Genomic DNA, 12,192 nt, shown 5'->3' with positions numbered 1-12,192 from the left:
GCACGGCCGGGGGTGATTCAGCGTGGATAACTTGGTCAGTCCCCAGGCTTATCCACAGCCATCAGGTTTTGCTGGATGCCTGCGAAGCTAATCTTGGTTTTGCTAATCGGCGGCGGCGAATGGTAGATCCTTACTCCGCCGATGATCTCCTCGATCCGAGCAGTTGGGTAAACCAGCCGCACCTGTCGCAAGGCGTTGCGGAATTCCCGTTTGAAGTCCCTTGAGTCCGAATACTCTTGGCCAAACTGCTCGCGCAGATTCGTCCAACTGAGCATCGATCCCTGCGGCTGCTTGATACGGCAGAGCCGATGAGCCAGCCAGGTGTAAACGTCCAGAGCCAACGCGGAATGCTTTAATGCCGAGAGGGCTCGGTAATCGAGCGGGACGGCATGGTCCTTCAGCGTTTCGTAGAACTCCATCGAGAGTTCCAGTACACCGGGCCAGAGCGTCTGCTGCGTCCCTTCCGTTTGCAGCCAAGCCTCGAATCGTTTGATCGGCTTGGCGTCGACCGTGACCGCTTTCCCCTCGGCGTACATGCCGATTAACAGCCGGCACGCGGCTAAGGCGTTCATCTGCTTACGAAACATGGTATATCCGCCCCGCTCGCCGCCTGTGGTGGGAATGCCGAGCGTTTCCAGAAACTGCCGCATGCTGTCTCCCAACTCGACGCTCCGGTTGCGGGTGCGGATCGCCTCGGAGCTGAGATGGACCATTACAAGTCGCGGAATCGTGCCGTATGGCAATCCTTGCGGTTGCCATTCTTTGCCGGTCCAAAGCTGGCCCGCTTCGAGCATGACGCTAAATGGCCCGTTACGTCGCTCGAACACCTTCGCCTCCGTCGACCGACGCGGCATCCCAACCTGGCACATGACGGTATGCAGAAAGTCGGATCGATCAGGCGGCTCAGAAACGATCTTGTCATGGGCTTCGACCAGCCGATCGGAAACAGGCCGGCGGACAAGTTGCCGCACGGCGTCCTGCCGGGGTTCGTGCTCCTGCTCGGTCATGATCGGATTTGCAGAAAGTTACAGAGTCGTATTTCTGTTTTCATTTGCATCTTCCCCTGCCCCCTGCTTCGAATGCTCCTCGCCGAACCGTTCTTCAAGCAGTTTTCGCACCACGTCGGCCATCTTCTCTCCTTGCAGGGCGCATTGGCTTTTGACTCGTTGATGGAGAGAGACGGGAATGTCAATCGTCAGTCGTTTGACCGGCTCCATTGACTGGCCACGATTGGTCACCCATTGATCGAGCGCGGCTGCATTGTCGCGGCTGGCAGGCTTGCCAGAAAACGGAACTTTTTTCATATGGCGATCTCCATGATTTCGTGAATGAGGGCCTCGATTTCTTTACTGGCAGGATTTTCCGGCGCGGTCTCGAATACCGTTTGTCCTTGAGCGGCCGATTCCGCCAAGGCGACCCGCTGGCAGATCGCCGACTTGAGCACCGGAAATTGATAATCGGCCAATGCGTTGACGACATCTCTGCCGAGCGCCGTATTTACGATTTTGCGATTAATCACAAATGCGGATTTCAGGTTCGGTTTGTAAATCGACGTTTCGTGAATCAGGTCGACAATTTCCTTCGCCGCCCAAACGTCATAGGGAGATGGCTGCACCGGAATCAGCACGAGGTCGCTGGCCGAGATTGCCGAGCGGGCCACGTCATAGACACGCGGCGGTCCATCGATAATGACCACGTCATAGCCAGCAGCCAAACGAGGCAATTCTTTATGGATCGAAGGTCTGGGCAGCCCGGCGACCGGAAAGAGGGGCTCCCCGCTTCGTACGGCCGCCCAGTCGAGAGCCGAGCCCTGCGGATCAGCGTCGACGAGAAGAACTCGCTTCTTTTGCCGGGCAAGGCCATCGGCGATGTGAACGGCAAGCGTCGTCTTGCCGACGCCCCCTTTTTGATTGAGTAACCCAATAATCATAGTCCTCCTGAAATGCTGATTTACGGAATTGCGATTTTCCGGATATCACCATTTGCGGAGAACGTCAAACACGGAATTGCGACGAAGCGGATTTACGATTTTGCAGACGTGCGGAAACACGCTTTTCCGCATTTTCCCGGGGAAAATGCTCCTATGCACTGCATAGGGAAGATGTCTGAAGAAAAATCATCTTGGCAGGGGCGACGAAAGAAAGGATGGCAGGCGGACTTGGTTAGTTGACTGACGCGCCGGTTAGAACGGTATTTTAGACCCCGGTCGCAATCCATATTAATTAATCGACAAGTTCAGCTACCAGCGTGAGTCGCTCTTGACCGCCACATGCGCTTGCGATATTCAAAGCACGCCCATGCGGGCTTCGCAATTGCTCTGCTGTCCGGATACCGCCATGAATTTCCCCAGCGTTTCAAATGGCCATTTTTATCAGTATCTCATGACATTGGGGGCGTTCGTCATGATCGTCTCCTGTTACTCACTAGCGGTTGTCGCTGAAACGCATGATGCCAAGGTGTTGAACGGCGTTAGTCATCTGCTAAACAAGCAGGAGGACGAACAGTCCCGACAGTTTTGGCAGGCCTACCTTGAAGGTAGGAAGAAAGACACGGGACTGGCAATCCAGGGATTGCTGGTGGGGGCAACGATCGGTTTCGTGATGACCGCGGTCGGCAGCTACTTTTGGTACCACCGCGTCCAGAAGTATGAAGATAGGAAGCGGCTTCTTGACGATAAGCAATTGGAGCATGAAGTCGATTCCAAGACTGGCCGCAATAAGCTCCAAATACCATGAACGTGCCGACTCATCGTCGGCCGCGAATTCGTGTCAGAATTTCCTCCGCCTGTTCACGGGTCTTAAAGTCGCCGATGCACTCGACGCCTGCTCCGGGGATGTGCCCGTAGAGGCTCCAGAACTGGGCTTCGCTATCTTGAACTTGCTCGCAGTAACGACTCTTGCCACGACCGAACTCGCGAACGCCATGAATTTCGTAGTCATCAAACGGAGTGACTTTGGGCAAGGAAGCCCCTGCGGTCTCCGCCTCGTAATGATTGCGTGCTCGGGTGAGCGCCGCTTCAAAGTCTTGACCGCATCGGTCGGCCCAATGCATCAGATCGGCGATTAAATCGGGCAGCGTATTTTCGTCTTCGGTTCCGGTGACGCTTTGAAAGGCGACCAGAGCATATTCAGCCCACATCGCCCGATCGTCATTCATGCCTTCAGGATCGGCTGGAAGTTTTGGATTTTTATGGAGGCGACGGTTCATGACTCGTTCCCTCCCTTTGAATCTTGCTTGTCAAACATCCAGTCGGCGACAACTTCCAGCGTGAGCCAGTTGATGCCGATGTTCGCGTCATGCTGTAGCTCAACGGCTTGCAGTACCTCCCAGGCCTGCTCCTCCGTTAAATCGGGTCGTACTTCCAAGACATCCTCGATAGACCAGATCGATGCGATTTGGCGATATTCCGCCAGTAAGTCATGAACGCTTAGCCCGTGAAGCTCGCAGAAGCCATTGAGCCAGCGGATGACTTCAGCGGGATTGGAGCTCGACCCTTTCTCAATGAGGTTCTGAAACGGATTGGTTGTGGTGATTTCCATCGCCGCCTCCCTTAATAATCGGAGGGAAGCAGGATAGTCGTCGCCGAGCGATCCGCTTCGGTGATGATCCAGAATCGTCGATCACCGTCACCATAGGCCGACAATAGGCGGCTTCCATCACCCAGAGCGGTCTGATTGACCTGCGCATCGTGAGGATCGATATTGCCCCAGTCACCGGACGCATGCCGCCGTAGCCCATCGGCGATTTCTTCGGGCGGCAGGTGGTCCAGGGCATTGCGGGTGGCGACAAGCTGGCCGAGTGGAAAGAGGGGATTCGTTGGAATAACAATCATGACTTAAGTCCTTCTAAGATAAGAAGGCGGGCATCCCTGCCCGCCCCGGTGGTTGATTACTTCTGTTCTTTGACATCACGCAGGGTGATGCGGCCATCAAGCGGCACGCAGTCGAGCTGGATACTAAATCCATTGCCGTCAGCATGTGCCCAGGCGGATCCGATACGGGTCCAGAAAGCTTTTTTGCCCTCGCGTTCGCGAACCTGGTAGGCGGCATGGCTGGGAGCCTTGCTGGTGCTGTTGGTGTTCGTGTCAGACATGGTCTTACTCCTCTTATTTATGTTTCCGGCCACGCCCATCGCGGCCTGATGGCCACGTTCAAAGCAGCCGGATCAGCCGGGCGCAGCGCACCGGGCAAGGGGAAAAATTGGGGGCGACCTTCAGGGGGAGCCGATTTTTCTCCCTTGCGCGGACGGCGAAGGCTGCGATAAGTGCCATGCCAAGGACGCAAAGGGAGCTGGCCAGCAAACAGGAAGAGGAGGGGGCAAGTCACGATCAGCCAAACGGAAAACAGCGATCTGCCTGATGCCGCCCAGCTCAACGTCGCGCGGGCCATCGCTTCAATCCCGCAGCCAGCCTTGCAATCGCAATTACGATTTGGCGACTTTCTGTGTTTGCGACGCTGGCCTTCATGCCTTCGGCGTGATGGAAACGATGCTGTGATTGCAAACCACCGGGGCTGCATGGCGCCTTCCCTCACGCAGCTTTGAAGTTGGGCATGATTGGCATTTCAGCTTTGATTGACAATTCAGTCTGATTGTGGCACGGTCAAAGAAGGAGCCATCAAGGCCGCTCAGGGATAGATCATGGACAGTGTCATTCATACGAAGATCGGGCAAGGAAGGCGTGTCGCCATTCCGGCGGATCTGTGCGAGCAATATGGCATTGAGCCTGGCGATCCTGTCGTGCTGGAAGGGACGAACACGGGGATTTTTGTCAGGCCGCTGAAAGCCGTGATTCAGGAAGTACAAAACTTCTTTGCCGATGCGGCTCCTACCGGCGTCCTGTTGTCCGAAGAACTGTCAGCAGAACGCAGGCGGGAAGCCAGTCAGGAATAGCATGGTTGACGCTGTCCTGGACGCGTCCGCGCTGATTGCTTTTCTTCGCAGCGAACCGGGAAGCGACCGCGTTGCGACGGTCCTGGATAAGGCGTGCATTTCATCCGTCAATCTTGCCGAGACCTACAGCAAGCTGATCGAGTATGGAAAGCCGTTGGAGGCGGTGATCTTTCATGTCAAGCGTCTGCAAATCCCAGTCGTGGCATTCGATGAGTTGCAAGCCGAGATCGCCGCATCCTTCTGGAAGCAATCGCGTGCGGTCGGGATGTCGCTTGGTGATCGGGCCTGTTTGTCACTCGCCATGAAGCTGTCGGTTCCGGCATTGACGACCGAACAGGTTTGGGACAAATGCGATCTGGGGGCGACGATCATCAAAATTCGCTAGTTCACAGATCGCCCGACACAGAATTACGATTCTCCGTATTTGCGGAATTACGCTTTATCCGATCGAAGGGCCGTCACATCCAATCTGGAACTGTCGCCACTGCGCAAGAATCTCCGGGGCAAGATTGACGACCGGGATGTCGGCATATTCCGTACGAATTCGGCGGTCAGTATCGCAGACAATCCCGGCGGCGATCAGAGCGGTCAGCCCGATGAAGTTGTTACAAGCTGGTCAAGTGCGGCATCATCTGATCCAACGAAGCATCCCGAAACTGAACTTGAAACCGCTCCGGCCGCTTCACGCGCACCCGAGAAACGTCTGGTTGTGAGATTGAATTATCCATCCCCCCGTTTTAGCGCCGCGATTTTGTGTCGCCAAGCCGGGTTGGAAAAAATCACAGCCTCACTGCGATTCTTTTTACCCAACCCGAACTCTCATAACGAGTGGACCAGAAAATGGGGGCATTCCAGGGTGACCTTCATGGGAGCCGATTTTCGACTTGAGCGGCCGGCGACGGCTGCATAGCGCCATCCAAAAGGCCGCGTGTGTGTGCGGTGGAATACCAGAGAGGGGATAATATCGGCAGCAATCCGAGGACCAGTAAGATGCGAGCCTGTCGAATTAGAAGTAATAAACCTGCTGAATAGCTTCCGCATTTTTTATTGACTCGCGCGAGAGGAGTTCATCGCAAGATGCGATAAGTGCAGCTCCTTCATCGCCGCCCAAAAGCCGCCCAAGGCGGCGGTTGGCTGTCGCGGCGCAAATCTGAAATCCGATCTGCTGAAATCCGTCTGCCGCCTTTCTTAGCTCCAGAGTTGCTGCGTCAAGTTCGTTCAGCGAATCGTAAATCGCCGCCGATAACCTGTCGGCTATTGGGCGCACCCAGCAACCAACCTCTCGCCTAAGTCGGACGAGATCGCCTCGAGCTATCGCTAGCAGTTGTCGGTCCGCGCGGTTACGAAAGGCGAGCAGTGCACTGCGTGCCCGCAGTTCAACCATCGATACTCTAGCCAACTGATTGTGCAGTTGCATCGATCGGCGCAGGCTTGGCCACGTTTTTCGAAAGCGATTGAGCGTACTAATTCCGTCGCCGCGATAAAAATCAATGTTGGCTTGCGAATATAGGATTGAAACATGTTGTTGCTGAAATTGCTCGTACGGCGATCTGCGTAGCAACTCTTTTATCCTCTGCTGTGCCTCGCTTGGTAAATCATCAGCCAGAAGCGTCTGCGGGCGTCCGGCTCCGTGGATACTTGAAAGGAGAAAATAGTCTCCTCGATCTTCTGCGTCTTGTTCGTAGCTAGAAAGCCGTTCTCGGAGTTCGTTGAATTGCCCCAAATGCATATGAGCCCAAATGAGCAACGACCGTGCGGTGGTCAATTCCCACCATGGCTTTGGACTTACGTCGGCGAACAGCCTCTCTGCCTCCTTGAGGGGAGCTACAGCTTCTGGCATTTTGACTTGCAAAAAAGCTGCTCCCCCTTCGCCAAGTCGCAACATGCCTTGAGAAATTGGTTTGATTGCTTCGGGTTCCAGATTTCGAGCTTCCGCTAGTAGACTTTCCACCAAACGACGATTGCGTCGACCGGGAGCAGCCGAGAAGACTGCTTCCAGCGACAACGCCCTAATCAATCGCTGAGGTTCCCCTGCTTTAAGGGCAAGCATGAGTCCGCGAGTATGGAGCGAAGCCATCGCGAAAGGCTCTTGGAACGCCAATGCGGACGCAGCGTCAAGGGTCAAGTCGATCTCGTTCAGAAGTAAGGGCGCTATTTCATGGGTTTCTTTAAGTTTGAACTTTCGTCCCCGCCATTTCAGTCGCAATCGTTGTAATAGTAGCGAGCACAAAATCAACAATGGCTTCGAGTGCAAGCGAATTCCGCTTGTCACGAGGACCCGACGTAATAGATTTCTTCCTTCATCCGATCGTCCTCCGATGCAGTATTGCCGGGCGGCCATACGTAGCAATTGGTGGGCGCTCTCCTCGGGTGCACACGCCGCGGCCGCCTCGAGTGTCCTTCCTGCCTCGCTTCCGCGGCCAGCGTGACCATACGCTTCTCCAAGCTTTTGAAGAATCGAGTACGATTCCGGGGAGGGTGTTAGATCTGAGACTCGCCGATAAAACGCAATCGCATCTTCAAATGCAAATACCTTTTCCGCAGATGATGCGGCTAGTTCATAATAGTTTCTCGCGTGACGGGTTTCACCCGCTCCGTCGAAATGCCGGGCGATTGTCGCTGGCTCAGTTTCCCCCGCCGCCTCCATCGCTTTTGCTAAGCTTAGATGAAGTTCTCTACATCGGCTCGGCAAAAGCCGATCCACAATCGCTGTACGGATTCTGTCATGGAATGTCGTTACAGAATCATCCCATTCTGTTCCCACGTTTCTTAGAAATCGCCCAATCCGAAGCTGGGCAAACACACGCAAGTCAAACGGTCCAGCATTACTTATTGCGCATGCGATATCAAGTTTGAGCGGATGCCCCGCTACTGCGACGACCTCGATCAACGCTCGCGCTGAGTCCGGCAAAAGCTGCGTTCGTCTCCAGATGACGTCATCCAATTCAAGCTTGAATCGCAATGCGGTCTCATAGCTATTATCGACTCGATTTAGCAGAATCGATTCAGGCGATTTCAGATAGCGAACTAGCTCAAAGATAAAGTAGGGAAGCCCTCTTGATTCCGTTGCGATTGCGGACTCTGCAGTACTTTCTTGAACTTTGTCGGCGACCGTTGCGAAATGATTTCCCAGGAGTCGACGTGCAAGTTGAAGTGACTCAACTTGCGTTAAAGGTAAAATATTGACAAAGACTTTTTGAAATCGAACCAAGTGTATCGCCTCCGCACTTCCCAATCGTGAGAAGGGATCTATTTCGTCTAACTTAAGCAACTGCAGAGTGTCGCTAGAGTCGCTTTGGTCAGAGCGAAACGAGACAATCAACAGCATTGGGGGAGCCAGTCCGTGAATCAAGTTCGCTAGGATGGCGGCGCCTGCTTGGTCCCCCCACTGCAAATCGTCAATGAACAATACCAGCGAAGTTTCACGAGCGACTCGCATTATTAATTGCCGGAGCGCTTCCATCCCTCGCCGCCGAACCATAGCGAAGTCTTCGAGCAAGTCGGACTGTAGATCGTGCGGCATGGACGCGTCAGCTACCACGCGAATCGTATTCAAGACAGGAAACAATTGGGCAAGTAACTTGGTGTCATCAGGGAGCAATTTGCTGACCTCTGATGAATCCAATTGCTTCAAATATTTGCTGAGAGAATCGATCAGCGAATCGAGTGACTTGTAGGAAACAGATTCCTGTTCATGGCACCGCCCTCTTAGCACAACAGTGCCTTCTTTCTTCTCCAGCACATTAAGGAATTGCTCGACAAGCGTCGTTTTTCCAACTCCAGACTCACCAAAAACGCTGACAAGTAAAGGTGCTCCATGAGTCATTGCATCATAGGAATCCTGCAACTGCTTGAACTCCATTTCGCGTCCCACAAATATATTTGCCTCGGACTCAACAATTGAATTGACTTCAAGTGGAGCAATCCCGTCGGAGGAAGTGCGCGAAAGAATCGCCTCAATGCGATGTATCCGGTCTAGGATTTGTCGCCCGCTTGGTCTGTGCTTGGGCAGCCTTGATAACATGTCGCGACAGAGGTCATTCCAGTGACGGGGGATGCGCGGCTCGAGATCCGTGACCAAAGGAGACGCGCAACACTGTTTAGCCAATAATGCCGTCGATCCCTCAAATGGCAGCTTGCTCGTAAGTACATGGAAGAGCAATACCCCCAGGCTATACCAGTCCGACGATGGCGATAGCGTCTGGCATGCCGCCTGTTCTGGTGACATGTACTCCATAGTGCCGGCCAATTCGTTCAGCTGACCGAATTGGCCAAAACTACTCTCAAATTCTACCGCCAAGCCAAAGTCGACCACGACTACCCTGTCTTCAGGGGTTACCATGACATTGGATGGCTTTAAGTCCCGGTGGAGCAAGCCTCTCTGGTGAAGGGCTTCTATGCCAAGCACGACCTGGCGAAGCAGGTGGCTTAGCCTTTTCTCATCAAGGAATGAATGGGAATTTCGATTTGAGCGAAACGCGTGCAGGAAATCGACTCCATCGACAAGTTCCATGGTAAAGCACCATGAGGATTTGTGCTGAAACAGCTGATCCAACAACACTAGGTTGTTGTGCGAAATTCCAGCCATCAAGCGAAACTCCTGCTTGAATCGCTGTACTCCACCTGGATCTGTTGTCTTTAGGACTTTGAGCGCCAATCGCATATCCCGAGCAGCATCGTGGACTTCGTAGACGGCGCCCATAGCGCCTGCCCCGATTCTCCGCACTATCTCAAATCTATCCACAAATGCATCGCCAAGCACATTGGCGCGATTGTCTGCGGAATCCAAATCACTGGTTTGGGATGCAGAAGTATTACTAGAGAGACACGACGGCCGAAATATCTCATTCAACAATTCGACACATCCTCGAGCGGCAAGAAAACGTTCAAACTCGAGAGGAGGAAGATTGTCTTCAATAAACACACTAAGTGTTGCGGGCGGCGTCCCGGCCCTAAGTATGGAATCAAATGTGATTAGGAGCGATGCTAGGCCATCTTCCGATTTGCAGTCTTCAGCATTACTTCGATCCGGGATTGTCATTTTTCGAAAAGCCGACAGAACAAACTGCACAAAATACGTGTCGCCATATTTAGCCTTTGCGTGACAGTAAAATCCAGCGAAATCTGCATGGCACTGGCAAATCTTTCGATATACACTTACATCGAACATTACGTCCTGCGAATCCGAAGCCAAACCCAACAGACAACTTAAGCGAGCAACTTAACAATGATTACATTTCTATCGTTATCATTGTTATTTGGCGTGTTCGTAAACCTCACTGGCAGTTGGAAATTCTTGTTTTCCCCCGGTAATGCTGCGGCGGATCTCGGATTGCCTGTTATTTCGAATGACGCTCCAAACGAGTCACGATCTGCAGAAATCTTGCTACGACTTATTGCTGTCTGCCTTGTGGCGCTGGCCATATTCTATTTTGTTACGGCGCTTGGCCCGCTACAGCAGCCAACAAATGTTTTGGTAGCGATTATTGCCCGTTTATTGGGAGTTGTGTTTTACGCGACCGTCCTCATTAAGACGGGTGGACCTGCACCATTCAGAAAATACTTAATGCTTAATCTTGGCCTCGCCGTATCGCATGCCTTAGGCATTTGCCTGGCACCAGGCGGACTTGCAGCGTTAGCCAAGGAGTGGAATTCCCTAGATTGGATCGAGTTCCTGAACGGGCACGGGTAACCCCTTTGGGGTCAAACCATCCTGCGAAACCTCGCTATCTTTTAGTAATTGCGCCAGCGACTCTATCGCCTTCGTCCAACGTCGTCTTACTGCATATCTTGACAGGCTCAATCTCTTGCCGATGTCCTCGAAACCTAGGTTTTCGAGGTATCTCAGTTGTACAACCACTCGCGACTCCTCATCGAGCGACATGATCGCGTCAATTACACGCGACGCATCTTCATGAGCAACCGCGATTTTGCTAGGAGTCGTTGAGTCTGCTGCGACTAACTCCGACGCCATCTCCTCACGACCGCCATTTCGTTTACGCGCAGCGAATTCTCGCTGACGATCAATCAAATGATTCGCGAATAAAGTGCGTAACCAAGCACGAAACTCCGCTTCTGTATTGCCAGAAAATTCCATGAATGCAATCGCAGCCTGAATGAGCGAGCCCTGCACTACGTCGGACTCGCCAATGCGTGGCCGAATCCAAGGGGCCAACTTGCGACCGGCGAGTTTCAACAACCAGGGGCGATATTTCTCCAGCAATTCCCCCAGAGCTTGTGTGTTGCCAGCACGTGAATCTGCAAGTCGCTCAGAAAAATCAACAAATTCTTCCATCCGTTCGCCCATTCTGGAAAGGTTTTTCGTCTTAATAACTCGGAAGGCAAAAGACTGGCGATTCAAAAGTAATAGTCTTTGCTTGCCTGAGTCACCTTCAAGATACCGATATCGTCAATCACCTTTGTTTCAACCAGAAAGAATTAGAATGCCTACGACGTTCGAAGAAATGAAACGCGAAATAGAGAGCGACGGCTGGAATGTTCTCTGGTCGGAGTCATATGGACCAGGGGATGCTGTTGCGGTAGTTGCTTGCACGTATTTTGGTTGTCTTCAGGCTCACTTGCAATACAAGTTGGAGTGATTGAAGAAAAAGGTCGGAAAGGATTTTTTAGACCAGGTGATGAGAAACAAGGGACAGGTATTAACCAGTCCGGACGATCTTGAGGTTCAAGCTGGGGATGCGTCCTGGATCACTTACAACAACATTTAGAACCCCGTCAAGTGGCGCCATGAAAGGGTAACCACGGAAAAATACGTCCGCTATCGACACAAGGGTGGTGGGCCGGCTGGAGTAGATGGAAAACTAATAATATTGCAGGCGGCAAACTAAAGAAACCGCGTCCGTGGTCCTAAAATTGGGGTCCACTTCATACCTGTGTCTCACCATATCCCAAAGGAGAATCGCAATGGAATCTAAAGTAGTAACAAATCTAGTTTCGTCGACACTCTTGTTCGTCAGAATCCCGTGGCGACAAGATGGTCGCCACGTCGTTGAAATCACCGGCAATTTTCAGTCAGGCCAGGGTGTCGAGCTTCACGCTCACAACCCCCACAATGCTGAGATTAGTCGCGTCCGTGAGTTGAGTCTCACCGACAATCGCTTCCGCTTTGAAGATCTCAATTTAAATCAGACGGGATACGACTTCTACATCTGGCTAAATAACACGAACTACACCGTCGTCGAAGCAACTCCGGAGACTTACTTCCAAGTCGTCACTCGCGAATTTGTTGCCGCCGATAGTCCAGCTTTTAAGCCGATGTTTGAGAATCCATAATCGCTCGCC

14 protein-coding genes are annotated in these 12,192 nt (G+C 52.8%); 5 read left to right on the top strand and 9 right to left on the bottom strand.

The window, feature by feature from the left end; all coding sequences use genetic code 11:
* Positions 1–35: 35 nt before the first annotated feature.
* Genes SH421x_RS24555 through parA form a run of 3 tightly spaced genes read right to left on the bottom strand, consistent with a single transcriptional unit; the run spans position 36 to position 1,930 of the window.
* On the bottom strand, positions 36–1,007 hold the full coding sequence (locus tag SH421x_RS24555; RefSeq protein ID WP_488852657.1) for a replication protein RepA: 972 nt from the start codon (positions 1,005–1,007) through the stop codon (positions 36–38).
* 18 nt (positions 1,008–1,025) lie between these two features.
* Entirely contained in the window at positions 1,026–1,304 is a 279-nt protein-coding gene (locus tag SH421x_RS24550) for a hypothetical protein (RefSeq protein ID WP_488852656.1), read from the bottom strand.
* Entirely contained in the window at positions 1,301–1,930 is a 630-nt protein-coding gene (gene parA, locus SH421x_RS24545; protein WP_488852655.1) for a ParA family partition ATPase, read from the bottom strand. The genes SH421x_RS24550 and parA overlap by 4 nt, the downstream gene beginning before the upstream one ends.
* A gap of 406 nt (positions 1,931–2,336) precedes the next feature.
* Here parA and SH421x_RS24540 point away from each other — a divergent pair, with 406 nt between their 5' ends.
* Positions 2,337–2,735 carry a hypothetical protein gene (locus SH421x_RS24540; protein WP_488852654.1) on the top strand — a complete coding sequence of 133 codons (399 nt, stop codon included), beginning with the start codon at positions 2,337–2,339 and terminating at the stop codon, positions 2,733–2,735.
* A gap of 10 nt (positions 2,736–2,745) precedes the next feature.
* Here SH421x_RS24540 and SH421x_RS24535 read toward each other — a convergent pair whose 3' ends face one another.
* Genes SH421x_RS24535 through SH421x_RS24520 form a run of 4 tightly spaced genes read right to left on the bottom strand, consistent with a single transcriptional unit; the run spans position 2,746 to position 4,092 of the window.
* On the bottom strand, positions 2,746–3,207 hold the full coding sequence (locus SH421x_RS24535; protein ID WP_488852653.1) for a hypothetical protein: 462 nt from the start codon (positions 3,205–3,207) through the stop codon (positions 2,746–2,748).
* A complete protein-coding gene (locus SH421x_RS24530) occupies positions 3,204–3,539 on the bottom strand; it encodes a hypothetical protein (RefSeq protein WP_488852652.1) in 336 nt (111 codons plus the stop codon). The genes SH421x_RS24535 and SH421x_RS24530 overlap by 4 nt, the downstream gene beginning before the upstream one ends.
* 11 nt (positions 3,540–3,550) lie before the next feature.
* Positions 3,551–3,832 carry a type I restriction endonuclease subunit M gene (locus tag SH421x_RS24525; RefSeq protein ID WP_488852651.1) on the bottom strand — a complete coding sequence of 94 codons (282 nt, stop codon included), beginning with the start codon at positions 3,830–3,832 and terminating at the stop codon, positions 3,551–3,553.
* Positions 3,833–3,888: 56 nt separating this feature from the next.
* Positions 3,889–4,092 (bottom strand): hypothetical protein, encoded by a 204-nt coding sequence (locus tag SH421x_RS24520; RefSeq protein WP_488852650.1) that lies wholly within the window; start codon positions 4,090–4,092, stop codon positions 3,889–3,891.
* Between the two features lie 546 nt (positions 4,093–4,638).
* On the opposite strand from SH421x_RS24520, the gene SH421x_RS24515 reads away from it, so the two are divergent.
* Together SH421x_RS24515 and SH421x_RS24510 are read left to right on the top strand one after the other, a co-directional pair.
* On the top strand, positions 4,639–4,890 hold the full coding sequence (locus SH421x_RS24515) for an AbrB/MazE/SpoVT family DNA-binding domain-containing protein (RefSeq protein ID WP_488852649.1): 252 nt from the start codon (positions 4,639–4,641) through the stop codon (positions 4,888–4,890).
* 1 nt (position 4,891) lies between these two features.
* Positions 4,892–5,275: a type II toxin-antitoxin system VapC family toxin gene (locus tag SH421x_RS24510; protein ID WP_488852648.1), complete on the top strand. Its 384-nt coding sequence runs from the start codon at positions 4,892–4,894 to the stop codon at positions 5,273–5,275.
* A 621-nt stretch (positions 5,276–5,896) separates the two neighbouring features.
* On the opposite strand, the gene SH421x_RS24505 is transcribed toward SH421x_RS24510, so the two are convergent.
* The gene (locus tag SH421x_RS24505; RefSeq protein ID WP_488852647.1) at positions 5,897–9,814 is read right to left on the bottom strand and encodes a protein kinase domain-containing protein; all 3,918 of its coding nucleotides are present in this window, start codon (positions 9,812–9,814) and stop codon (positions 5,897–5,899) included.
* Positions 9,815–10,117: 303 nt separating this feature from the next.
* Here SH421x_RS24505 and SH421x_RS24500 point away from each other — a divergent pair, with 303 nt between their 5' ends.
* Complete coding sequence (locus SH421x_RS24500; RefSeq protein ID WP_488852646.1) at positions 10,118–10,582, top strand: hypothetical protein; 465 nt, start codon at positions 10,118–10,120, stop codon at positions 10,580–10,582.
* On the opposite strand, the gene SH421x_RS24495 is transcribed toward SH421x_RS24500, so the two are convergent.
* On the bottom strand, positions 10,547–11,251 hold the full coding sequence (locus SH421x_RS24495; protein WP_488852645.1) for an RNA polymerase sigma factor: 705 nt from the start codon (positions 11,249–11,251) through the stop codon (positions 10,547–10,549). The two genes, SH421x_RS24500 and SH421x_RS24495, sit on opposite strands and share 36 nt — an antisense overlap.
* Positions 11,252–11,814: 563 nt before the next feature.
* On the opposite strand from SH421x_RS24495, the gene SH421x_RS24490 reads away from it, so the two are divergent.
* Positions 11,815–12,183 (top strand): hypothetical protein, encoded by a 369-nt coding sequence (locus SH421x_RS24490; RefSeq protein ID WP_488852644.1) that lies wholly within the window; start codon positions 11,815–11,817, stop codon positions 12,181–12,183.
* The last annotated feature ends 9 nt before the right edge of the window (positions 12,184–12,192 follow it).

The sequence above is a fragment of the Blastopirellula sp. SH421 genome (assembly GCF_057808535.1).
The sequence above is the reverse complement of the archived record's forward strand: the minus strand, read 5'-3'. Positions and strand labels throughout refer to the sequence as shown.